The following is a 23814-nucleotide window of genomic DNA, read 5'->3' as shown; positions in this document are numbered from 1 at the left end:
TACTGGCTGGCGGAGGGCCTTGCGTCGAGTTGTTGAGCGCTCGCGCTGATCGCTAGCAGCAGCTGCTGTAGTCGCTTTGCAACGCCATCAGGCAGCGGGCAGTAATCCTGACGGCGGTGCTTTACAGTGCGTAAATAAAACCTTACGCACTACCTACAACTACGCGCTGGCCAGCTTGGCCCGCGCCACCCGCGAGCCATTGGGCTTATCCAGCACCGCGCAAATGCGCTGGCCAGCGGCGATCAGGCGGCCCATATCAATACCGGTTTCGATGCCCAGGCCCTCAAGCAGGTACAGCACATCTTCGGTTGCGACATTGCCGGTGGCGCCTTTGGCGTAAGGGCAGCCGCCCAGGCCTGCGACCGAGCTGTCGAATACGTTGATGCCTTCGAGCAGGCTGGCGTAGATATTGGCCAAGGCTTGGCCGTAGGTGTCGTGGAAGTGTCCGGCCAGTTTGTCGCGTGGAACGTCGCGGCCAACCACTTCGATCAATCTGCGCGTGTCGCCAGCGGTGCCGGCACCGATGGTGTCGCCCAGCGATACTTCATAGCAGCCCATGGCAAACAGCTCGCGGGCGACCATGGCGACCTGCTCGGGCGGCACAGAGCCGTCATAGGGGCAGCCCAGCACGCAGGAAACATACCCGCGCACACGAATGCCATGCTGCTTGGCTGCGTCCATTACCGGGACAAAGCGCTCAAGGCTCTCGCTGATTGAGCAGTTGATATTCTTCTGCGAGAAGGCTTCCGAAGCTGCAGCAAATACCGCCACTTCGCGCACGCCCGCTTCCAGCGCGCCTTCGAAGCCTTTCAGATTTGGGGCTAGCGCAGTGTAGGTAATACCTGGCAACTGCTGGATCTGCGCAAACACCTCTCTGCTTCCGGCCATCTGCGGCACCCACTTGGGCGATACAAAGCTGCCGACCTCGATATAGCCTAGGCCTGCGGCCGACAGGTCATCGACCAGACGCACCTTGTCGGCCACGCTGATCGGCTGTTTCTCATTCTGCAAACCGTCGCGCGGGCCGACTTCGACCAGGCGGACTTGTTGGGGTAGGTTCATCGTTGCCTCGTTGTTCTCAGTGATGGGTATCGCGATGCTCAACCCATCCTACGTTGCTGAGCAGCATGGGTATCGCTGCGCTCAACCCATCAAGGGGCTTCTTCCAGCTCCACCAGCACGGCGCCTTCGCTAACCATCTCGCCCTCGCTGCAATACAGCGCCTTGACGGTGCCAGCATGGGGCGCGCGGATGCTGTGTTCCATCTTCATCGCTTCCAGCACCACCAGCGCAGTGCCGGCTTCGACCGGCTGGCCGGCCTCGACCAGTACGCGCACGATACTGCCGTTCATCGGTGCCGTCAGGCCGCCGTGATGCTGATGGCTGGCTTCGACTTCGGCAATCGGGTCGACGCGCTGGATGCTGCGCAGCTCGCCGGCATAGTGCAGATACAGGCTGTCGCCGCGGCGAATCGCAAGGTGCTGCTGCCGCAGGCCATCGCGTTCAACCGACAGGCTTTCACCTTGCAGTTGTACGGTGGAAGCCGAAGCATGGCGCAGGCGTACTATTTGGCGCTCGTTCTGGCAGCTTAGATGCAGGTCAGTTTCCGCCGGCAGCCCCAGACGCAGGCCGTTATTGCGCGCCCATGGCGAGTGATAGTCGTCGTGGCGTTGCAGCGGCGCTTCGCTTTGCACAAAGGCTTCGGCAGCCAGTTGCCAGAATTCGGCCGGTAAATCGGTTACCGGAGGCAGCAGCTGTGCCTCGTGACGCGGAATAAAGCCGGTATCCAGCTCCGCATTGGCAAAGGCCGGGTGGGCCAGCACGCGGGTGAGAAAGGCTAGATTGGTTCTAACTCCACCGACGCAGGTTTCCTTAAGCATGGCCAGCAGGCGCAGGCGCGCCTCTTCGCGGTTTTCGCCCCAGGCGATCAGCTTGCCGAGCATCGGGTCATAGAAGGGCGAGACTTCATCACCTTCGCTGACCCCACTGTCTACCCGGCGGCCTGGGCCAGTATTGGCTTCGCGGTACAGCGCGAGGGTGCCGGTGGCAGGCAGAAAGTCGTTATCCGGATCTTCCGCATACAGCCGCACCTCAATGGCGTGGCCAATCAGCGGTACTTGCTCCTGGGTGATCGGCAGCGCTTCACCACGGGCGACGCGGATCTGCCAGGCAACAAGGTCCAGGCCCGTAATCAGTTCGGTGACCGGGTGTTCGACCTGCAGACGGGTGTTCATCTCCATAAAGAAGAAGTCGCCGCGCTCATCTAGCAGAAACTCCACGGTGCCGGCGCCGACATAGCCGATGGCCTGAGCGGCCTTGACCGCAGCCTCGCCCATGGCGCGACGAAGATCGGCTGACAGACCCGGAGCCGGCGCTTCTTCGACGACCTTCTGGTGACGGCGCTGGATCGAGCAATCGCGTTCATTCAGGTACAGGCAGTTGCCATGCGAGTCGGCAAAGACCTGGATTTCCACATGGCGCGGTTTGAGCACGTATTTTTCCACCAGCATGCGCGAGTCGCCGAAGGAGGACTGCGCTTCGCGCTGGGCGCTGGCCAGGGCCTCGGCCAGCTCGCTCTCGCGCTCGACCACCTTCATGCCCTTGCCGCCACCGCCGGCCGCCGCCTTGAGCAGCACCGGGTAGCCGATTGCGTTCGAGGCAGCGCGGAAGGTTTCTACATCTTGCGCTTCGCCGTGATAGCCCGGCACCAGCGGTACGCCGGCGGCCTCCATCAGCGCCTTGGCCGCGGACTTGCTGCCCATGGCGTCGATGGCGCTGGCGGGCGGGCCGAGAAAGATCAGGCCGGCGGCTTCGATGGCGCGGGCAAAGCCGGCGTTTTCCGAAAGAAAGCCATAACCGGGGTGGATGGCCTGGGCACCGCTGGCTTTGGCCGCAGCGATCAGCGCGTCGATCCGCAGATAGCTGTCCGCTGGCTTGGCACCGCCCAGATTCACCGCCAGATCGGCTTCGCGCACATGGCGCGCGTTGGCGTCGATGGCGCTGTGTACCGCCACGGTCTGGATGCCCATGGCCTTGGCCGTGCGCATCACCCGACAGGCGATCTCACCACGGTTGGCCACCAGCAGGGTGTCGATAGGCTTGAGGTTCATGTTTGCGGCTCCTGCCATGCGGGTTTGCGTTTGCCCAGAAAGGCCCGCAGACCTTCCTGGCCTTCGGGGCTAACGCGGATACGGGCGATGGCGTTTTCTGTGTAACGGCGCAGCGCCGGCGTCAGCACGCCGCTGCCGACTTCGCGCAGCAGATCCTTGCTGGCGAGCATCGCCTGCGGACTGTTGAGCAGCAATGTGTCGACCCACTCGGCCACAGCCTGCTCCAAAGCGTCCGGGGCATAGCATTCGGCAAAAAGCCCCAGTTCCTGGGCACGTTGGCCGCTAAAACGCTCAGCCGTCAGGGCATAGCGCCGCGCAGCACGTTCGCCGATGGCTTGCACAACAAATGGGCTGATCACCGCCGGCGCCAGGCCGATGCGCACTTCGGACAGGCACAGCTGGGCGTCAACGGTGCCGATGGCCATATCGCAGCAGCTGATCAAACCGAGTGCGCCGCCAAAAGCCGCGCCTTGCACCACGGCCAGAGTCGGGATCTTCAGCTGATACAGGTTGTGCATCAGCTCGGCCAGCTCGCGTGAGTCGGCGAGGTTGGCGTTGTAGTCCAGGGTCGCCGCGTGCTGCATCCAGGCGAGGTCCGCGCCGGCGGAAAAGTGCTTGCCGCGGCCGCGCAGCAGCAGGAAGCGCAGGGTTTTGTCGGCCATCACCGTGTCGAGGGCGAGAATCAGCTCGCGGATCATTTCGGCGTTAAATGCGTTGTTCTTGTCCGCGCGATTGAGCCAGAGGGTGGCAAAACCGCGTGGGTCTGTTTGCAGTTCGATGGTGTTGAAGTCGGTCATGGTCTGTCGCTCTAGAATCCGGGGCAGGGCGCTGCCTTACATGCGGAACACGCCAAAGGTGGTCGGCTCAATCGGCGCGTTAAGGCTGGCGGACAGCGCCAGGCCCAGTACGTCACGGGTTTGCGCGGGGTCGATAACACCGTCGTCCCACAGACGGGCGCTGGAGTAATACGGATGGCCCTGGCGCTCGTACTGTTCGAGGATCGGCTGCTTGAGCTTGGCTTCATCTTCGGCGGAGAAGCTCTGTCCGGCGCGGGCGGCTTGTTCGTGTTTGACCTGCACCAGTACGCCGGCGGCCTGTTCGGCGCCCATCACGCCGATGCGCGCATTCGGCCACATCCACAGGAAGCGTGGATCGTAGGCACGGCCGCACATACCGTAGTTACCGGCGCCAAAGCTGCCGCCGATGATCACGGTGAATTTCGGCACCTTGGCGCAGGCCACTGCGTTGACCAGCTTGGCGCCGTGCTTGGCGATACCGCCGGCTTCGTACTTCTGCCCGACCATAAAGCCGGTGATGTTCTGCAGGAATAGCAAAGGAATGCCGCGCTGGCAGGCCAGCTCGATAAAGTGCGCGCCTTTCTGTGCTGACTCGGCGAATAAGATCCCGTTATTGGCGAGGATCGCCACCGGATAGCCGTGGATATGCGCAAAGCCGCACACCAGGGTTGCGCCAAACAGCGCCTTGAATTCATCGAATACGCTGCCGTCGACGGTGCGGGCGATGACTTCACGCACATCGAAGGGCTGTTTGGCATCTGCCGGGATCACCCCATACAGCTCTTCGCCGCTGTACAGCGGGTTGATCGGCGCGCGGTTGTTGAGCACGCCGAGCTTGCGCCAGTTCAGATTGGAAATGCTGCGCCGCGCCAGAGCCAGGGCGTGCTCATCGTTGTCGGCGTAATGGTCGGCCACGCCGCTGGTTTTGCAGTGCACATCGGCACCGCCGAGGTCTTCGGCACTGACCACCTCACCGGTGGCGGCTTTTACCAGCGGTGGCCCGGCGAGGAAGATGGTGGCCTGATTGCGCACCATGATCGCTTCATCGGCCATGGCCGGCACATAGGCACCACCAGCGGTGCAGGAACCCATGACCACGGCGATCTGCGGGATGCCCATGGCCGACATGTTGGCCTGGTTGAAGAAGATCCGCCCAAAGTGCTCGCGATCCGGGAACACCTCATCCTGGCGCGGCAGGTTGGCACCGCCGGAATCCACTAGGTAGATGCACGGCAGGCGATTCTGCTGAGCAATGGTCTGCGCGCGCAGGTGTTTTTTCACCGTCAACGGGTAGTAGCTACCGCCTTTTACCGTGGCGTCGTTGGCCACGATCATGCATTCCACACCCTCGACCCGGCCGATACCGGCCACCACGCCCGCCGCCGGCACTTCTTCGCCGTACACCTCATGGGCGGCCAGCTGACCGATTTCGAGAAACGGCGAGCCGATATCCAGCAAACGGTTAATCCGTTCACGTGGCAGCAGTTTGCCGCGCGAGGTGTGACGCTCCTGAGCCTTGGCGCCGCCGCCTTCGTGAACGCGGGCGAGCAGGGCGCGCAGGTCGTTTACCTGAGTAAGCATCGCCGCGCTATTGGCGGCGAACTCCGGCGAACGGGTGTTGATCTGGGTGTGCAGAATGGCCATCTGGCGCGCTCCGTCAGGCTATTTGGTTTCGTTGAACAGTTCGCGGCCGATCAGCATGCGGCGGATTTCGCTGGTGCCGGCACCGATCTCGTAGAGCTTGGCGTCGCGCAGCAGGCGGCCGGCCGGGTACTCGTTGGTGTAGCCGTTACCACCGAGCAGCTGGATGGTGTCCAGCGCCATCTTGGTGGCCATTTCTGCCGTGTAGAGGATCACTGCGGCGGCGTCCTTGCGCGATTCCTCGCCGCGGTCGCAGGCCTTTGCGACGTTGTAGAGGTAGGACTTGGACGCGTTCATGCCAGCGTACATGTCGGCCAGCTTGCCCTGCACCAGCTGGAATTCGCCGATCGATTGCTTGAACTGCTGGCGTTCGTGCACGTAGGGCAGTACCACATCCATGCAGGCAGTCATGATCCCGGTCGGGCCGCCGGAGAGCACAGTGCGCTCGTAGTCCAGGCCGCTCATCAGCACGCGCACGCCGCCGCCTTCGGCACCGAGGATGTTCTCTTCCGGTACTTCGCAATCCTCGAACACCAGCTCGCAGGTGTTCGAGCCGCGCATGCCCAGCTTGTCCAGCTTCTGGTGGCGGGAGAAACCCTTGTAGTCACGCTCGACGATAAACGCGGTCATGCCGCGCGAGCCGGCGCTAATGTCGGTCTTGGCGTAGATCACGTAGGTGTGGGCGTCCGGGCCGTTGGTGATCCACATCTTGTTGCCGTTGAGCACGTAGCGGTCGCCGCGTTTCTCGGCGCGCAGCTTCATCGATACCACGTCGGAGCCGGCGTTCGGCTCGCTCATGGCCAGGGCGCCGACGTGTTCGCCGGAGCACAGCTTGGGCAGGTACTTGGCCTTCTGCTCATGCGTGCCGTTCTTGCGGATCTGATTCAGGCACAGGTTGGAGTGGGCACCGTAGGACAGGCCGACTGAGGCCGAGGCGCGGCTGATCTCTTCCATCGCCACCACATGGGCCAAGTAACCCATGTTGGTGCCGCCGTATTCCTCTTCCACGGTCATGCCGAGCAGGCCCATGTCGCCGAACTTGCGCCACATGTCCATGGGGAACTCGTTGTCGCGGTCGATCTGCGCGGCACGCGGCGCCAGTTCGGCCTGTGAGAACTGATACACCGAGTCGCGCAGCATATCGATGGTCTCGCCGAGACCGAAGTTGAGGGATGGGTAGCTCATGGTTCCACCTGTAATTGTTCGAATTAAGTTCAGGAGATAACGGTTTGTTTTTTATCAGTTTCAGCCAAGGCAGCCAGGCAGCGCTCTTCGGCGGTATCCAGCTCAAGCTGCATCTGTTCGATGTCCAGCAGTTGCTGCTGCAGCTGGGCGCGACGCTCGGCGATCTTCGCCATAAAGGTGTGCAGCTGCTTGTGGTTGCCGTGCACCGGGTCGTACAGCTCGATCAGTTCCTTGCACTCGGCGAGGGAAAAGCCGATGCGTTTGCCGCGCAGGATCAGCTTGAGGGTGACCTTGTCTTTGGCGGTGTAGATGCGTTCCTGGCCGCGGCGTTCGGGGCTGAGCATCTGCTGTTCTTCATAGAAACGAATGGCGCGGGTGGTGATATCCAGCTCGCGGGCCAGTTCGGAAATGGAGTAGGTGGTGGCGGACATGCGGCAGCGCTCTTGTTTACCTTTACGTTAACGTAAGGCTGCGCCGATATTTAGTCAATCACCTTTAGTGGGTGCCTAGTTGATGTGTTTTATAGGTTCGCCGGATAACTTTTAAAACAAAGGCTTAGGGCGGATAGCTAAAGATGACATGAGGAATTTATGCCACTTCGAAGACGCGAGCGGACGGAGACGCGCCTCGCTGGCTAAGCGGCGAGATAGATCGGGGGATTTAGCGTGGCGGCAAAAAGCGCTGCATCTTGGTGTTCAGCAGTGCTATCAGGGCGGGGTCCATAAACTCGTAGTCGTCCGGAATATCCAGACAAACCACGCGTTTGTTGGTCAGGTGGGCTTTGAATTTGCTGGCCAGTTTGCTGCGATGCACTCGCTGCATCACCAGAACCAGATCGGCCCAGGCCAGCAGCTCGGGGCAGACTGGTGTGTCGGCGTCATGATTGACGCCGGCCGATGCGGTTTCCACACCGGGCCAATCAGCGAACAGCTGCTCGGCGGTAGGGCTGCGTAGGCGATTTTTAGCGCAGATAAACAGTAACTTGAGAGGCAAAAAAGTTTTCCACAATCGGCGCGGGGTTAAGTTATTTCAGCGCAGCTCAGGGCTTTCTGCCGGCGAAGCCGAATAGTAGGCCGCCCGCGAGTATGGCGCCGATACCCGCCCAAACTGGCACGTTGACTCTTTCCTTCTCCTGCACCGAGAGCTCGATCGGGCCGAGCTTCACTGCGGTGGTGTCCTTGGTGTAGCTGAAACCGCCATACAGCAGCCCCAACAGGCCAGCCACGACCAGTGCGATAGAGATAATCCGGATTGAATTCATGTTGTGATCCTCGTGCAGCGCCTGAGCTAATCGCCAGCGGTTTCAAAGGCAGGGCCGTCCAGGCCATTGAAGCACAGTGATGGTGTCTTGCAGGCGATTTCCTTGATCACAAATAGCGCGGTGCATTCGCCGTCAGGCTTTCTTTTCCTGGGCCGTGGCCTGCTGGGAAATTTCGATGATCTGCTCGCGCATCCAGCGGTTGGCTGGGTCCTGGTCGGTGCTTTCGTGCCAGTAGATGTGGGTCTCCAGCGGCGTCATGTCCTTGATTGGCAGCTCGACAAAGTGCAGGTCGTTACGCCGAGCAAAGCGCTCCGGCACGGTCATGGCCATATCGGTACCTTGCAGCACGGTGGTGGCCATCAGGTAATGCTGCGAGCGCAGGGCGATCTTGCGCTGGATGCCCATGCGGCCCAGGGCCAGGTCGACGTGGCCCAGACCACTGCGGCGGCTGGAAATATGGATATGGGTCATGCCCATGTATTCGTCCAGGCTGATTTTCTCTTTGGCCAGCGGATGGCCACGGCGCATGGCGCACACGTAGCGGTCCTCCATCAGCTTGACATGGCGCACCTGCGGGTCGGTGTTGAGCGGCGCGTCCACGGCAAAATCCAGGCGGCCAGCGGCCAGCTCTTTAGTGGTTTCGCGGCGCCGGGCCAGCATGCTCTCGATATTCACGTTCGGCGCCAGGCGGCGCAGGCGCTGAAACAGCGGCGGCAGGACGATGGCCTCGGTGAGGTCGGTCATGCTGATGCGGAAAGTCTTGTTGGCCTGCCCCGGGTTGAAGATGCGGCTTTCCTGCACGGAGATGCGCAGTTGCTGCAGCGCGTTGCGCACCGGACCGATGATGTTCTGCGCCATGGGCGTGGGCACCATACCCTGGGCGGTACGCACAAACAGCGGGTCATTGAAGGTTTCACGCAGGCGAGCGAGGGCGTTGGATACTGCGGGCTGAGTAATGCCGACGATCTGTCCGGCCCGGGTCAGATTGGCCTCGGTGTAGATGGCATCGAAGACGACAAAGAGGTTGAGGTCGACCTTGTTCAGATTCATTGCACGCTCGCTCCGCAGGTTGTCGGTATCAGTGGATCATATATCGGTGATGAATGTTTATACACGGTGAGAATAGATTAGATAAATCCTAAGCCCTGTTCTAGCATCATTTCCACTTCACCGAACTCCCCAAAAATCAGCGTCAGAAGGTAGCCATCATGGATTTCGCCTACTCCCCCAAGGTTCAGCAGCTGCGTGAACGCGTCACCGCGTTTATGGAGACCCATGTCTATCCAGCCGAGGCCGTGTTCGAGCAGCAGGTCAATGAAGGCGACCGCTGGCAGCCCACCGCGATCATGGAAGAGTTGAAAGCCAAGGCTAAAGCCGAAGGCCTGTGGAACCTGTTTCTGCCGGAGTCCGCGCTGGGCGCCGGCCTGACCAACACTGAATACGCGCCACTGGCGGAAATCATGGGCAGCTCGTTGATCGGTGCTGAGCCGTTCAACTGCGCCGCGCCAGATACAGGCAATATGGAAGTGCTGGTGCGTTACGCCAACGAAGCGCAGAAAGAGCAGTGGCTCAAGCCGCTGCTGGACGGCACCATCCGTTCCGCTTTCGCCATGACCGAGCCAGGCGTAGCGTCCTCCGATGCCACCAATATGCAGGCCAGCGCCGTGCGCCAGGGCGATGAGTGGGTGATCAACGGCCGCAAGTGGTGGACTTCCGGCGCTTGCGATCCGCGCTGCAAGATCATGATCTTTATGGGCCTGACCAACCCGGATGGCCCGCGCCATCAACAACACTCGATGATTCTGGTGCCGATGGATGCCCCAGGCGTGAAAGTGCTGCGCCCGCTGCCGGTATTTGGCTACGACGACGCGCCACACGGCCATGCCGAAGTACTGTTCGAAAACGTCCGCGTACCGTACGAGAACGTGCTGCTGGGCGAGGGCCGTGGTTTCGAGATTGCCCAGGGTCGCCTTGGCCCAGGCCGTATCCACCACTGCATGCGTTCCATCGGCATGGCCGAGCGCGCGCTGAAGTTGATGTGCGAGCGCTCGATCAACCGCACTGCCTTCGGTAAGCCGCTGGCCCGCCTGGGCGGCAATATCGATCACATCGCTGATTCGCGCATGGAGATCAATATGGCCCGCCTGCTGACCCTGAACGCGGCTTATATGATGGACACCGTGGGCAACAAGATTGCCGCCAGTGAAATCGCTCAGATCAAGGTGGTCGCACCGAATGTGGCGCTGAAGGTGATCGACCGTGCAATCCAGATCCACGGTGGCGCCGGGGTTTCCAACGACTTCCCGCTGGCCTACTGGTACGCCATGCAGCGCACCTTGCGCCTGGCTGACGGCCCGGATGAAGTGCACCGCGCGGCCATCGGTAAGTTCGAGATCGGCAAGTACGTGTCGAAAGAAGTGATGAACGCCAGCCGCTAAAGCGCGTCACTGAAAAACCACAAGGCCCGCATTTGCGGGCCTTGTGCGTTATGGCTAATGCGGTGTTCCCGGCGGAGCAAACTCATCATCGGGATTAGCGCTTTGTTGCAGCCAGAGCAGGCGCATATGCAACTGCGCCGCGAAGGCGCGAGCGGCTTGCTCCTGATGGAAGATCAGGCTGCGGCGGCCCATGCGCACTTGCCAACGCAGCTTGCCGCGCTGCACCAGCGGCTCAATAACGATGCTCGGTGAACTCAAACGATCAATGCTCCTGCCTGGGTGCGCGGGTTTTCAGTAGCGACAGTACCACTCCGCCCGCCAGCAAGCCGAGGGTCATGCACAGCGAGAGCAGGGCGGGCACCTTGATCATGTCGTGGAGAAAGATCTTGCCACCGATAAACATCAGCACCAGTGCCAGGGCGTATTTCAGGTAGATAAAACGGTGCATCAGCGCCGCCAGGGCAAAGTACAGCGCGCGCAGGCCGAGAATCGCAAAGATGTTTGAGGTGTAGACGATAAACGGGTCCTGGGAGATGGCCAGCACCGCCGGCACGCTGTCCACGGCAAACACCAGGTCGGCCAGCTCGATCAGCACCAGCGCCAGCAGCAGCGGGGTGGCATGCAGCAGGTGCTTGCCTGTTTTTCTATCCGGCTGGCGAACAAGAAAGCGGCCCTCGTGCATATCCTCGGTTACTCGAATATGCCTGCGCAGAAACTGCAGTAGGCGGTTCTGGCTGAGGTCGGGGTGCTGTTCTTCCTTGGCCGAAAGCATGCGTACGCCGGTAAACAGCAGAAACGCGCCGAACAGGTACAGCACCCATTCGAAGTTCTGCACCAGCGCCGTGCCCAGGCCGATCATCGTTGCGCGCAGCACGATCACCCCGAGAATGCCCCAGAACAGCACGCGGTGTTGATAGCGCCTGGGGATGGCGAAGAAGTTGAGAATCACCGCCATAACGAACACGTTGTCCATCGAGAGCGATTGCTCGACCAGAAAGCCGGTGTAGAACTTCAGCGCCTTGGTCGCGCCCAGCTGCAACCAGATCCAGCCGCCAAAGGCCAGGCCAACGCTGAAATAGCCGCTGTATAGCAGCAGGCTCTCGCGCATCTCGATCTCGTGCTGATCGCGGTGCAGCACGCCGAGGTCGAGTATCAAGAGGCCGAGAATGATCAGCAAAAAGGCCAGCCAGAACCAGCCAGGGGTGCCAAACAGTGGGGTTGTGAGCATGCTTGTCAGGCTATCCATGGAGCCACCTCGAATGTCTGCCTAAGTTGAAAATCAACTCAGTGACTCCGACATCACGGTGAAGGCTCACCGCCAGAGGGGCCCGGCGTCACGCTGATTAAGCAATAGGCCTTGGCGGCGAACTTGGCAAGCGCAGGAGCGGGGGATTTCAGTTGCTGTACTGGTAGATGATCGGGGCAAAAATCCCGGTGTCGTGGCCATTTTTCAGGCACTGATTGAACTGCTCGAGGAACCAGCCCATCTTCAGCGCTTTGGCAATGCCCATGTGCTTGCTGTCGCTCTTGAATGGCACCGGTAAGGTGGTGAAGGCATCCGGATGCAGACCAGGCCAGCTCTGGGCGAGCCTGCGGATATCGACGCTGGAGCCAAGCAGGATCGCATCGATGCGTTCACGCTGCAGCATACCCAGGCCGCTGCGGGTGTCGTTGAAACCGACGATGGTCAGGGTGCCGTTGGCCACGGCTTCGTCATACGCAGTGCCATAGCTGGTGCCGATAGTGGCGCCGATCAGCTTGTCTTTGAGGTCAATGATGTTCTGGTAGGGAAACTCGCGGCCTTTCTGCACCACCAGCACGATATGTTCAGTGAAGATCGGCTCAGAAAAGTCGAACAGAGTCAGGCGCTCATCACTGATCGACAAGCCGATCACGCCGCCTTCACTGCGCTCAGCCATGGTGTAGGCGCGTTTCCACGGCAAGAGCTGGATCTGATAGGGCACCTGCATCTGGTTCAGGCAATGTTTGCTGATGTCCACGACAATGCCCTTGGCCTCGCCATCCTCCTCAAAGTACTTGGGGAAGCCATCGTGTGCGCCAAACACCCGAAACACCTCGGCCTGGGCGGTTTGTACGAGCAGCAGAGCCAGCAGCAGGATCAGCCGCAGAGGTTTAGCGGGCATGGCAGAACCTCAAATAGAGGCGAGAAAGTCTGTTCAGCTTAGCCACTCGGCGCTGTTAATCACTGCCTGATGCAGCAATACCTGCAAACAACGCCGGGTTTTCTGTGGGGGTGATTCCAGGCTTAGTAAACCCAGACTTCCACCCGGCGGTTCTTGATTCGCCCGTCATCGCCGCTGTTGGCCGCTACCGGCAGCTCATCGCCCATGCCGATGATGTCGCGGAAGATCACGCCACCCTTGTTCAGCTCACGGCGCACGGCCATAGCACGCAGTTTCGATAGCAGCTCGGCGCGAGCGGTGTCGGCCTTGGCATCGCCGAAGCCCACCAGCACCACCTTGTCGTGCAGCTTGTCCTGCTCGCGCAGGTAGGTCATCAGCCGGTTGAGGTCGCGCAGGGCCTTGTTGTCTAGGTTGGCGCTGCCTTCCTGAAAGCGGAAGTTCACCGACAGGCGTTGAGCGTTCTTCGCTAGATCCTGGTAGTTCGCCGGCATTTGCGCATTGGCGGGGATTTTCACCGCCTGCACGGTCTGCGCGATAAAGCCGCTCTGGTCGACAATCGCCTGGCCACGGGTACTGTGGGCGAACTGCACCAATGCACGGCCCCAGGGGTTGCTCAGCTCCGGCTGGTTATACAGAAACAGCCGGCGCGACAGCGGGTAATCCTCGGTGGCAATCAGGGTCAGACTCGGCAGCATCGGTTGCGAGTCGCCGGCGGCAATCGCCACGGCCTTGGCCTGGCGGATATAAGGCAGGCCGATAAAGCCGATGCCGTTAGGGTCCTGGCTGACCGAGTCGGAGAGTTTTTCGCTGGACTCGAAGCGTTTGGCGTTGGCAGCCAGGGCTTTGCCGTTGGCGCTGAGTACCAACTCCTTGAAGGTGTCGAAGGTGCCGGATTTGTCATCACGGGCGTACAGGTTGATGGCTCCGGCGGGCGCACCGAGTTGTGCCCAGTCGTTGATCTCGCCGGCAAATATTTGCGCCAGCTGCGCGGTGTTCAGCGCCGCCAGCGGATTGCTTGGATGCAGGATGATGGCCAGGCCATCGAGGGCGATGATCTGCTCGGCGCTGGCGCTTTTCAGGTCGCCCAGACTCAGCAGGCTGGTGGCTTCACTGTCCTTGATCGGCCGGGACGAGGCGGCCAGTTCGGCGCTGCCGTCGGCCAGCGAAGTAAAGCCGGTGCCCGAACCGTGGGCCGCCACTTCAATGCTTACGCTGCGGCCATCGGCGGTCTTACCGATGATCTTCTGCTCGTTTTCCGCCGCGCCCGCTTCGATGCGAATGGCGCTCAGCCCCTGTTCTTCGAATAGGCCTTTGACCAGCGCCGGGCCAAGCCGCGCGCCGATGGTGTTGGAGCCCTGTATACGCAGCACGCTGCTGTTGTCACTGGGGATGGGCAGGGCGGCAAATACCGACCAGGGCAGGGCGTAGCAGATGGAGCCGAGCAGCAGAAAGCTGACGGTGCGAATCCAGGTATCACGTTCGAAGGCAGAGCAGGCGCGCAACATGCGGCAAACACCTTATATGGGTGAGTGAAAGTGCCGCGACGATAAGACAAAAAAGTGACTGCAATATGACAGTCACTTATCTATGTGAAGGCTCTACTACAGGGTTACTGCACCAGCTCCAGCCAGATCGGCGCGTGGTCCGATGGCTTTTCCATGCCGCGCAGGTCGTAGTCGACGCCGGCGTCCTTGATCCGCTCCTGCAGTGCCTGGGAGGCGAGAATCACGTCGATGCGCAGGCCGCGCTTGGGTTCGTCCTCGAAACCGCGGCTGCGATAATCGAACCAGCTGAAGCGGTCATTCACCGCCGGGTTGAGGTGGCGGAAGCTGTCGACCAGACCCCAGTTCTTCAGGGTGGCCAACCACTCGCGCTCTTCCGGCAGGAAGCTGCATTTACCGGTTTTCAGCCAGCGCAAGCGATTGGGTTCACCGATGCCGATGTCGCAGTCTTCCGGCGAGATATTGATATCGCCCATCACCACCAACGCCTGCTCGGGGCTGAACTGGCTGAGCAGCAGTTGCTGCAGGTCGGCATAGAAGCGCTGCTTGGCCGGGAACTTGGTCGGGTGGTCGCGGCTTTCGCCCTGCGGGAAATAGCCATTCATTACCGTGACCGGGTTGCCCTGGGCATCGGCGAAGGTGCCGTAGATAAAGCGCCGCTGCGCGTCTTCGGCATCGCCGGGAAAACCCTTGTGCAGGCTCAGTGGTTCCTGGCGCGAGAGCAGGGCGACGCCGTAGTGGCCTTTCTGGCCGTGGTAATGCACGTGGTAGCCGAGCTGGCGGATATCCGCCTCAGGGAACTGCTCGTCGGCCACCTTGGTTTCCTGCAGGCCGATCACATCCGGCTGGTGTTTCTCGATCAATGCTGCCAGTTGATGGGGGCGTGCACGCAGGCCATTGATATTGAAGGAGACGATCTTCATGGGCGGCAGTCCTGGCTGTGGCTCTGGAAAGCCAGCGATGCTAGCCGATTAGCGGCCCTGCCGGCCAGCCTGTGGCGGTGCTGGGTGCGCGGTGCTAACGTGGCTGCAGGCCCAGTAAATCAAGAACAACAGAGGTCAAGCAGATGCCCAACAGTCTCGCCGAAGTACGCATGCTCGATGGCGGTTATGCCCGCGAAGCACGCTCGCTGCTGTACCACGCCTACCGCCACGACCCCACCTTCGCCTACCTGTTTGAAGCCGAGCGTCCCGGCTATGACCAGCGTGTGCGCGCCACTGTGCGCGAGCTGGTGCAGCAGCACTTTAATGAGGACCTGCCGGCCATTGGCCTGCTGATCGACGACCGCCTGATCGGCATGGCGCTGATCGCACCGCCGCAGCGGCGCATGGACATCACCGAAAGCTGGGGCTGGCGCATGCGCATGCTGCTGACCGCTGGTTTTCGCTGCACCAAGCGTTATCTGGAATATCACGACGCGGTGATCGCCTGCCTGCCGCCGGGGCCGTATCACGTACTGCCACTGCTGGGCATTCACCCGGAATACCAGGGCAAACACCTCGGCGAGCAACTGCTTGAGGCGCTGCACAACTGGTGCGCCGAAGACGCCAGTTCCCAGGGCGTGGTACTGGATACAGGCAATGGACATTACCTGGATTTCTATAAGCGTCAGGGCTACGAGGAAATCGGCGAAGTGGCCATTGGCCCGATTATCGAGCACGTGTTTTTCCATCCCAGCCCGCAAGAAGCAATCAAGGCCAGCGCCTGAGAATGGCCGACTCGATGTGTTTACCGACACATCGAGTCGCAACTATTTGCCAGCACTGGTGCTCTAAGTCGGCCCTGAGCTCGTGCTAGCATCGCCCTCATGTGTGTTTTTCCCAACCTTCTCGCCGGGCTGTTTCTCCTGCTGCTGAGTGCTACGGCCCTGGCCGAAGCGCAGTTGCGTGTGCGGGTTGAACCGGCCAATAGCGCGCTGAAAAGCAATATCGAGGGCTATATCGGCAGCCTGGGCGAGCGCGATGCCGAGGCCCTGCAGCGTTTTCGCCGAGTCGCCGAGAACCAGGCGGAAAAAGCCGCCCAGGCCCTGGGCTACTACCAGGCGCAGATCAGCAGCGAAGTCAGCGAGGGCACGACACCGCGCCTGACCCTGCGCATCCAGCCCGGTGAACCGGTGCGGTTACGTGATGTGGTGGTGCGCGTCGACGGGCCTGCCGCGCAGCTGCGCGCCTTTCGCACGCCCAATGACCCGCAGCTGCGCAGCGGCGCGCAGCTCAATCACGGGCGTTACGACACGGCCAAGCGCGAGATTCAGAATCAGGCCTCGCGCTATGGCTTCTTCGCCGGGCGCTTTAGTCAGCAGCGACTGAGCATCGACCCCGCCGCCGGGGTTGCCGATATCGAGCTGATCTATCTCAGCGGGCCGCGTTACCAACTGGGTGAAGTGAGTTTTGTCGGCGATGCGCCGTTCGATGAGCAGTTGCTGCAGCGCATGGTGCCGTTCCCGGCCGACACACCCTACGACTCGGCGCTGATTGCCGAGCTGTATCAGGCGCTGCGCTCCAGCGGCTATTTCGAGTCGGTACAGGTGGATGCCAACCCTGGCAGCGCTGCCGCCGAACAGATCCCGGTGCAGGTTCAATTGCAGGCGCGCAAGCCGCGCAGCATGGGGTTGGGCTTGGGGTTTTCCACCGACGTTGGCCCGCGTGGCCGGGCCAACTGGACGCGGCACTGGGCCAACCCGCAGGGGCATAGCTATGGCGCGGAGTTCGAGCTGTCGGCGCCACGGCAGAATGTCGGCCTGTGGTACGACGTGCCGCTCGATCCACCGCTGACCGACAAACTGCGCGTGGCCGGCGGTTACCAGGCCGAAGACCTGGCCAATACCGACAGCAGTAGCCGCCTGCTGACCTTCGGCCCGGAATGGCACAGCAAGCTCGACAGCGGCTGGCAGCGCGTGCTCTCGCTGAAGTGGCGGCACGAACAGTACGACCTCGGTGACGACGCCGGCACCAGCACGCTGTTGATGCCGGGCCTGAGTTATTCCTATCTGCACAGTGACAACCAGATCGACCCCAACCACGGCTATCGCCTGCAACTCGATCTGTCTGGCGCGGCCAAGGGGCTGTTGTCCGATGCCAATGTGTTGCACGGCAATATCCAGCTCAAGGGGCTAACCACTGTCTTTAACCGCCATCGACTGCTCGGCCGGGTGCAAGTGGGCGGCACTGAATCCGATGGCTTTGCCAAGGTGCCGCCGTCGCTGCGCTTCTTCGCCGGGGGCGACCAGAGCGTGCGCGGTTATGACTACCAGAGCCTGTCGCCGGAGAACCGTGCCGGCGACAAGATCGGCGGGCGCTATCTGTTTACCAGCAGCCTGGAATACCAATACAGCCTGACCGAGCGCTGGCGCTTGGCGAGCTTCTTCGACCAGGGCAATACCTTCGATTCGCTGGAAATTCCCTCGCTAAAAAGCGCGGTGGGCGTTGGCGTGCGCTGGGTGTCGCCGTTGGGGCCATTGCGCCTTGACCTGGCGCATCCGCTGGATGATCAGGGCGGTGTGCGCCTGCATTTCTCCATGGGGCCGGAACTGTGAAGCGCGGGCTGCGTAATGGGCTGTTCAGTCTGCTAGGGCTGCTGCTGGTGCTGGTCATCAGCCTGAGTCTGCTGCTGGGCACCCAGGCTGGCAGCCGCTGGTTATTGACGCAGGTGCCGGGCTTGCAGGTAGACGACTTCAACGGTCGCCTGGGCGGCAGCTGGAGCACGACAGAGCTGCGCTGGCAGCAAGGCGAGAATAGCGTGCAGGTAATGGCGCCTAGTCTGGATTGGTCGCCAGCCTGCTTGCTGCGCTTGACCCTGTGTATCGAGCAACTGCACAGCGGGCCGATCAGTCTGGTTTTCCCGGATGATGAGCAGCCCAGCAGCGAGCCATTTAGCCTGCCGGACCTGAGCTTGCCGCTGGCGTTGCAGCTGGGGCAGGTGCATATCGACAGCCTGCAGCTCAATGGCGTCGAGCAGCTGCAAGGCCTGCAGCTGGCCGCACGCTGGACTGCGCAGGGCATTCAGATCGATAACCTCAGCGTGCATAACGCCGATCTGCAGGTGGCGCTGCAGGGCCAGCTGCAAACCTCCGGCAGCTGGCCGCTGCAACTGAGCGGGCAACTGCAATTGCCGGCGCCCGAGCAACAGGCCTGGCCGGTGGCGCTGCAGCTTAAAGGTGAGCTGCGCGAGCGGGTGCAACTGAAAGCCAGCAGCAGCGGATATTTGCATGGTGAACTGACTGGCTGGCTGCAGCCGCTGGCGGAGCATCTGCCGGCGCAACTGCGCTTGCAGGTTGCCACCTTCAAGGCCAGTGCTGAACTGCCCGATACCTTGAGTCTTGAGCAGGTTGAGCTCAATGCCCAGGGCGATCTGCAGGCCGGCTACCAGGTCTCCGGCAGTGCCAGCTTGCCGGCAACCGAGGGGCCAATTGCCCTGGCGTTAGCGGGGCTGCTTAAGGCTGACGGTGCGAGCATCAGCAACCTGAGCCTTACGGCCGAACCTGAGCAGCAAGTAATCGTCAGCGGCGAGCTGAACTGGCAGCAGGGCCTGAGCCTGGACAGCCGCGTCAACTGGCAGAACTTTCCCTGGCAGCGTCTCTATCCCCTGGAAGAAGAGCTGCCGGTGGCGTTGCGCACGCTCAGTGGTGAGTTGGCCTATCAGGATGGCAACTACCTCGGCCATTTTGCCGCCGAGCTGGATGGCCCGGCCGGCGCTTTTAGCCTGCAAAGCCCGCTGAGTGGCGATCTACAGAAGCTGTATCTGCCTGAGCTGCGCCTGCAAGCCGGCCAAGGCCGCGCCGAGGGCCAGGTCAGCCTGGGGTTTGCCGAGCAGCTCAGCTGGGATGTGCGTTTGCAGTTGAGCCAGTTCGATCCGGCCTACTGGTTGGCCGAACTGCCTGGCACGCTGGCCGGCCCGTTAAACAGCTCCGGCAGCCTGATCAATCAGCAACTGAACCTTAACGCCGATATCGACCTCACTGGCCGTTTGCGCGGGCAGCCAGCCAAGCTGCTGGCGAAGTTTGCCGGCGGCCTGGAGCAAGGCGAGTTGAGTGCCCTGGATATCCGCCTGGGGGATAACCGCATCAGCGGCCAAGCGGCGCTGCGTCAACAGCTGAGCGGTCAATTGCTGCTGGCAATGCCGCGGCTGGGGCAGCTCTGGCCGGGCTTGCAGGGCCAACTCAATGGTCAGCTGGATCTGGCCGGCAACCTGCAAGCACCCCAGGGGCAGTTGCAGCTGCAAGGCCTGCGGTTGGCCTTTGATGACCAACGCCTGCAACAGCTCAAACTCGATGCCAGCCTGAACAGCGCCCAACGCGGCCGAGTAACCCTGGAGGCATTGGGAATTCAGCTGGGTGAAACCGAACTGGGTCGCCTGGATGTCACTGCCGCCGGTGATCAGCAGCAACAAAGCCTTGAACTGCAACTGCAAGGGCCCTTGCTGCAAAGTCAGCTGGCCCTGGCCGGCAAGCTGGATAAGGGCAACTGGCGCGGCAGCCTGAGCCGTGGCGAGGTGCAAAGCGGCGGCCAGAATTGGCGCCTGCAACAGCCGGCCACGCTGGTGCGGCTGGCCAATGGGCTGCTCAGCCTGGGCGCACATTGCTGGCGTTCTGGCGCTGCCAGCCTGTGTGGCGCGGAGCAGCGCCTGCTGCCGCAGCCCAAGCTGAACTACCAGCTAAGCAACTTCCCCATGGATAGCCTGGCGCAGTGGTGGCCCAAGGACTTCGCCTGGCAAGGCCAGCTCAATGGCCGGCTGCAGCTGGATCTGCCGGCCAGCGGGCCGAATGGCAGCCTGGAGTTGGATGCCGGCAGCGGTATCTGGCGTATTCGTGATCAACAACAGTGGTTGGACTTTGCCTACGACAGCCTGCGCCTGAGCGCGCAATTGCGCCCGCAACGCATCGACAGCCTGCTGGAGTTGCGCGGCCCGGCCATTGGCGAGCTGTCGCTGCAGGCCCAGCTTGATCCGCGCCCAGCGAGCAAGCCGCTGTCTGGCAGCTTCCGCCTAAATGGCCTGGATCTGGCGCTGGCCCGTCCATTTGTGCCGATGGTCGAGCGTATTGCCGGGCAACTGAATGGCGCGGGCACCTTGTCAGGCGGGCTGCTGGCGCCGCAGATCAACGGCAACCTGCGCGTGGTTAATGGCGAAGTAGCCGGTGGCGAGCTGCCGATGAATATCGAGCAGCTGCAACTACAGGCGCGCATCGAGGGTGAGCGGCTGCAGCTGGAGGGCGATTGGCGCAGTGGCGAGCAGGGCCAGGGCAGCCTGAATGGCGAGCTGAGCTGGGCCGATGGATTGCTAGCTGACATGCAGCTGCGCGGCAGCCAGCTGCCGGTGACGGTGGAGCCCTACGCCGCGCTGGAAGTCGCGCCGGATCTGCGCCTGAGCCTGCGTGGTGAACAGCTGGCAGTGGCCGGCAAGGTGCTGATTCCCAGCGGCAAGATTCAAGTGCGCGAACTGCCGCCCTCAACTGTGCAGGTTTCCAGCGATGCCGTGGTGGTGGGCCGCGACAGCACGCAGCAGCAGGCCACGGCAATCGCCATGGATATCGATGTTGAAGTCGGCCAGCAGCGCCTGACCTTCAGCGGCTTTGGCCTGGAGGCCGAGCTGCTCGGCCGCGTGCATATCGGCAATGACCTGGATACCCGTGGCGAGTTGAGCCTGAACAAGGGCCGATTCCGCGCCTATGGTCAGCGCCTGAATGTGCGCCGCGCGCGCCTGCTGTTTGCCGGGCCTATCGATCAGCCGTTTCTCGATATCGAGGCGGTGCGCCAGGTCGATGACGTGACCGCCGGCCTGCGCCTCAGTGGCAATGCCGCGCAACCGACCAGTACGGTGTTTTCTGAGCCGGCCATGAGCCAGGAGCAAGCGCTGTCCTATCTGGTTATGGGCCGGCCGCTGGGGCAGGGCGGTGGTGACAACAGCATGCTGGCGCAAGCTGCGCTGGCCCTGGGCATGGCCGGCAGTGCACCGCTGGTCAATACCTTGGCGCAGGGCCTGGGCATCAGCGATTTTCAACTCGACACCCAGGGCTCGGGGGTGACCACCAGCGTGGTGGCCAGCGGCAACCTGTCCGAGCGTTTGAGCCTGCGTTACGGCGTCGGGGTATTCGAGCCAGCCAATACCATCGCCTTGCGTTATGAGCTGAGCCGACGGCTCTACCTAGAGGCTGCCAGCGGGTTGGCCAGCTCCCTGGATTTGTTCTATCGACGCGATTTCTAGGCCATGTTTCTGCGGGGCAACGCTGGATTAACCCAGTTAATTCGCGTTTAAATTGCGCCCCTCGCTCAAAACGTCTGAGCGTTGAAATCTAAACAGTGAAAACCACTATCACAGTCTTCATATACTGACCGCCGCTGATCACCGGGCAGTCATTGCGCTGACTGGTATAGCCCGATCCGTTGTTTGCAGGCGCGCCAACCCGGCTCGCGTTCTGCGTAACAGCCTGGCCTACCCGGCAATCGGACAAGCGAAGGCTACCCACCTCGCGTTCACTACAAGAATAAGGAAATGAGCATGGAATTCGTCAACACCCTGGTCAATCAACTCAATGGCGTGGTCTGGGGCCCGCCCATGCTGGTGCTGATTCTCGGCACCGGTCTGTTCCTCATGTTGCGCCTGAAATTCATGCCGCTGAGCAAGATCGGCGCCGGCTTCAAACTGATGTGGCAAGGCCGCCAGAAAGGCGATGCTGAGAGCGGCGAGATCAGCCCGTTCCAGGCATTGATGACCTGCCTGGCCGCCACTGTGGGTACCGGTAATATCGCCGGTGTGGCCACCGCAATCTTCCTCGGCGGCCCAGGTGCATTGTTCTGGATGTGGTGTACCGCACTGGTCGGCATGGCCACCAAGTACTGCGAAGTGGTGCTGGCGGTGCATTACCGCGAGAAGGATAAGCGCGGCGAACACGTCGGCGGCCCGATGTACGCGATCAAAAACGGCCTAGGCAAAAAGTGGCTGTGGCTGGGTACCGCGTTCGCCATCTTCGGCGGCTTTGCCGGTTTCGGTATCGGCAATATGGTGCAGGTCAACAGCATGGCTGCAGCCTTGCACACCACCTTCAACATTCCGCTGTGGGTCACCGGCGTGGTGACCATGCTGTTTGTTGGCATGGTGATCCTCGGCGGTATCAAGCGTATCGGTAAAGTGGCGGCGACCCTGGTGCCGTTTATGTGTGTCGCCTACATCATCGCCGCGTTGGTGGTGCTGGTGGTCAATGCCGCGGAAATCCCGGCGGCCTTTGAAATGATCTTCACCTACGCCTTTACCCCGATTGCGGCTACCGGTGGTTTTGCCGGTGCAGCGGTAATGGCAGCGATTCGCTTCGGTGTGGCGCGCGGTATTTTCTCCAACGAAGCAGGCCTGGGTACTGCAGGTATCGCTCAGGCGGCCGGCACCACCAATAGCCCGGTACGTTCGGGGATGATCGGCATGCTCGGGACCTTTATCGACACCATCATCATCTGCTCGATGACTGGCCTGGCGATCATCACCTCCGGCGTATGGACCAGCGGTGCCAGCGGTGCAGCGCTGTCGGCGGCAGCCTTCGAGCAGGCCATGCCTGGCGTCGGTGGTTATATTCTGACTATCGCCCTGGTGGTGTTTGCCTTTACCACCATCCTCGGTTGGAGCTATTTCGGCGAGAAGTGCTGGGAATACATGGTCGGCACCAAGTCGATCCTGCCGTTCCGCATTCTCTGGGTGATTGCTGTGCCGTTTGGCGCGATTGCCCAGCTGGACTTCGCCTGGCTGGTGGCCGATACCCTCAACGGTCTGATGGCGATCCCTAACCTGTTGTCGCTGCTGTTGCTCAGTCCGATCGTGGTCAAGCTGACCAAGGATCACTTCGCAAAAAATTGATGTGTCGCCTGGGCGGGCAGGGTAGTCTGACTTTCTGGTCAGCTATGCTTGCCCACCCTGGCAAACCGTTGAAAAACTACCTGCGTTGGCAGTACTGCGTTAAAAACAGGCTCGGAATGCTCATTTACAAACCCGTAAACTCCGCTTCCTCGCCTGTTTTTGCCTTGTCCTGCCTGCCTCGCTTACGTTTTTCAACGGTTTGCTTCAAGAGGGCGCGAGCTTGCCATTTGGCAGGTTCGCGCCCTTACTTGTTTTCCGCCCCTCATTTCCACTGATAAGGATCAATCCCATGGCACAAGTCACCCTCAAAGGTTCCCCGATTGAAGTCACCGGTCAACTGCCGCAAATTGGTCAGCAAGCGCCGGCGTTTAGCCTGGTTGCCGGTGACCTGAGCGATGTGAGCCTGGCCAGCCTGGCCGGCAAGCGCAAAGTTCTGAACATTTTCCCAAGCGTCGACACCCCGACCTGCGCCACCTCGGTGCGTACGTTCAATGCCAGCGCAAGCAAGCTGGCCAACACCGTGGTGCTGTGTATCTCCACCGACCTGCCGTTCGCCCAGGCGCGTTTCTGCGGTACTGAAGGTCTGGAAAACGTGATCAACCTGTCGACCATGCGTGGCGCTGACTTCCTGCAGAACTACGGCGTGGCCATTGCCAGCGGCCCGCTGGTGGGTGTTGCCGCTCGCGCAGTCGTGGTGCTGGATGAAAACGACAAGGTGCTGCACAGCGAGCTGGTTGGCGAAATTGCCGATGAGCCGAACTACGACGCCGCGATTGCTGCGCTCAAGTAACACCCGCTCAATGTGTGTCCAACGGCCTGCTCTGCAGGCCGTTTTTGTTGATGCAGGTTTTTATGACAAGCACTTTTCATATGTGGATCAGATATTTAGTTACGTAAG

20 protein-coding genes are annotated in these 23814 nt (G+C 61.4%); 6 read left to right on the top strand and 14 right to left on the bottom strand.

Annotation, left to right across the window (positions count from 1 at the left end):
- Positions 1–159: 159 nt before the first annotated feature.
- The 9 genes from Q8O69_RS09415 to Q8O69_RS09375 all read right to left on the bottom strand — a co-directional run bounded on the left by Q8O69_RS09415 (position 160) and on the right by Q8O69_RS09375 (position 9044).
- A complete protein-coding gene (locus Q8O69_RS09415; RefSeq protein WP_305591551.1) occupies positions 160–1062 on the bottom strand; it encodes a hydroxymethylglutaryl-CoA lyase in 903 nt (300 codons plus the stop codon).
- Between the two features lie 89 nt (positions 1063–1151).
- Positions 1152–3110 (bottom strand): acetyl/propionyl/methylcrotonyl-CoA carboxylase subunit alpha, encoded by a 1959-nt coding sequence (locus Q8O69_RS09410; protein ID WP_305591549.1) that lies wholly within the window; start codon positions 3108–3110, stop codon positions 1152–1154.
- The gene (locus Q8O69_RS09405) at positions 3107–3907 is read right to left on the bottom strand and encodes a gamma-carboxygeranoyl-CoA hydratase (protein ID WP_305591547.1); all 801 of its coding nucleotides are present in this window, start codon (positions 3905–3907) and stop codon (positions 3107–3109) included. Before Q8O69_RS09405 ends, Q8O69_RS09410 begins: the two co-directional genes overlap by 4 nt.
- 36 nt (positions 3908–3943) lie before the next feature.
- Positions 3944–5551, bottom strand: a complete 1608-nt coding sequence (locus tag Q8O69_RS09400) for a carboxyl transferase domain-containing protein (RefSeq protein ID WP_305591545.1) — start codon at positions 5549–5551, stop codon at positions 3944–3946.
- 18 nt (positions 5552–5569) lie between these two features.
- Positions 5570–6733 carry an isovaleryl-CoA dehydrogenase gene (locus Q8O69_RS09395; protein WP_282875877.1) on the bottom strand — a complete coding sequence of 388 codons (1164 nt, stop codon included), beginning with the start codon at positions 6731–6733 and terminating at the stop codon, positions 5570–5572.
- Positions 6734–6762: 29 nt separating this feature from the next.
- Positions 6763–7164, bottom strand: a complete 402-nt coding sequence (locus Q8O69_RS09390; RefSeq protein ID WP_090253868.1) for a MerR family DNA-binding transcriptional regulator — start codon at positions 7162–7164, stop codon at positions 6763–6765.
- 229 nt (positions 7165–7393) lie between these two features.
- The gene (locus tag Q8O69_RS09385) at positions 7394–7726 is read right to left on the bottom strand and encodes a low molecular weight protein tyrosine phosphatase family protein (RefSeq protein ID WP_305591540.1); all 333 of its coding nucleotides are present in this window, start codon (positions 7724–7726) and stop codon (positions 7394–7396) included.
- Between the two features lie 46 nt (positions 7727–7772).
- Positions 7773–7994, bottom strand: coding sequence for a hypothetical protein (locus tag Q8O69_RS09380; RefSeq protein ID WP_305591538.1), 222 nt, complete (start codon positions 7992–7994; stop codon positions 7773–7775).
- 132 nt (positions 7995–8126) lie between these two features.
- Positions 8127–9044 carry a LysR family transcriptional regulator gene (locus tag Q8O69_RS09375; protein WP_305591536.1) on the bottom strand — a complete coding sequence of 306 codons (918 nt, stop codon included), beginning with the start codon at positions 9042–9044 and terminating at the stop codon, positions 8127–8129.
- A 158-nt stretch (positions 9045–9202) separates the two neighbouring features.
- On the opposite strand from Q8O69_RS09375, the gene Q8O69_RS09370 reads away from it, so the two are divergent.
- On the top strand, positions 9203–10432 hold the full coding sequence (locus tag Q8O69_RS09370; protein ID WP_305591534.1) for an acyl-CoA dehydrogenase: 1230 nt from the start codon (positions 9203–9205) through the stop codon (positions 10430–10432).
- A gap of 54 nt (positions 10433–10486) precedes the next feature.
- Here Q8O69_RS09370 and Q8O69_RS09365 read toward each other — a convergent pair whose 3' ends face one another.
- From Q8O69_RS09365 to xthA, 5 genes are all read right to left on the bottom strand, one after another.
- A complete protein-coding gene (locus tag Q8O69_RS09365) occupies positions 10487–10690 on the bottom strand; it encodes a hypothetical protein (RefSeq protein WP_305591532.1) in 204 nt (67 codons plus the stop codon).
- Positions 10691–10694: 4 nt separating this feature from the next.
- Positions 10695–11678, bottom strand: a complete 984-nt coding sequence (locus Q8O69_RS09360; RefSeq protein WP_305591530.1) for a TerC family protein — start codon at positions 11676–11678, stop codon at positions 10695–10697.
- Positions 11679–11826: 148 nt separating this feature from the next.
- Positions 11827–12576, bottom strand: coding sequence for an ABC transporter substrate-binding protein (locus Q8O69_RS09355; protein WP_305591528.1), 750 nt, complete (start codon positions 12574–12576; stop codon positions 11827–11829).
- A gap of 122 nt (positions 12577–12698) precedes the next feature.
- On the bottom strand, positions 12699–14081 hold the full coding sequence (locus tag Q8O69_RS09350) for a phosphate ABC transporter substrate-binding/OmpA family protein (protein ID WP_305591526.1): 1383 nt from the start codon (positions 14079–14081) through the stop codon (positions 12699–12701).
- Positions 14082–14185: 104 nt separating this feature from the next.
- Complete coding sequence (gene xthA / locus Q8O69_RS09345) at positions 14186–15001, bottom strand: exodeoxyribonuclease III (protein ID WP_305591524.1); 816 nt, start codon at positions 14999–15001, stop codon at positions 14186–14188.
- Positions 15002–15144: 143 nt separating this feature from the next.
- On the opposite strand from xthA, the gene Q8O69_RS09340 reads away from it, so the two are divergent.
- The 5 genes from Q8O69_RS09340 (at position 15145) to tpx (ending at position 23706) form a co-directional block, all read left to right on the top strand.
- The gene (locus tag Q8O69_RS09340; RefSeq protein WP_275962675.1) at positions 15145–15786 is read left to right on the top strand and encodes an N-acetyltransferase; all 642 of its coding nucleotides are present in this window, start codon (positions 15145–15147) and stop codon (positions 15784–15786) included.
- A 99-nt stretch (positions 15787–15885) separates the two neighbouring features.
- Positions 15886–17613: an autotransporter assembly complex family protein gene (locus Q8O69_RS09335; protein ID WP_305591522.1), complete on the top strand. Its 1728-nt coding sequence runs from the start codon at positions 15886–15888 to the stop codon at positions 17611–17613.
- On the top strand, positions 17610–21278 hold the full coding sequence (locus Q8O69_RS09330) for a translocation/assembly module TamB domain-containing protein (RefSeq protein ID WP_305591520.1): 3669 nt from the start codon (positions 17610–17612) through the stop codon (positions 21276–21278). The genes Q8O69_RS09335 and Q8O69_RS09330 overlap by 4 nt, the downstream gene beginning before the upstream one ends.
- Positions 21279–21572: 294 nt before the next feature.
- Positions 21573–22916: a sodium:alanine symporter family protein gene (locus Q8O69_RS09325; RefSeq protein WP_305591518.1), complete on the top strand. Its 1344-nt coding sequence runs from the start codon at positions 21573–21575 to the stop codon at positions 22914–22916.
- A gap of 289 nt (positions 22917–23205) precedes the next feature.
- Positions 23206–23706 (top strand): thiol peroxidase, encoded by a 501-nt coding sequence (gene tpx / locus Q8O69_RS09320; protein ID WP_305591516.1) that lies wholly within the window; start codon positions 23206–23208, stop codon positions 23704–23706.
- Positions 23707–23814 lie beyond the last annotated feature (108 nt).

This window comes from Pseudomonas sp. (assembly GCF_030690725.1).
Taxonomy (GTDB): domain Bacteria; phylum Pseudomonadota; class Gammaproteobacteria; order Pseudomonadales; family Pseudomonadaceae; genus Aquipseudomonas.
This window is presented reverse-complemented; position numbering and strand designations above follow the sequence as displayed.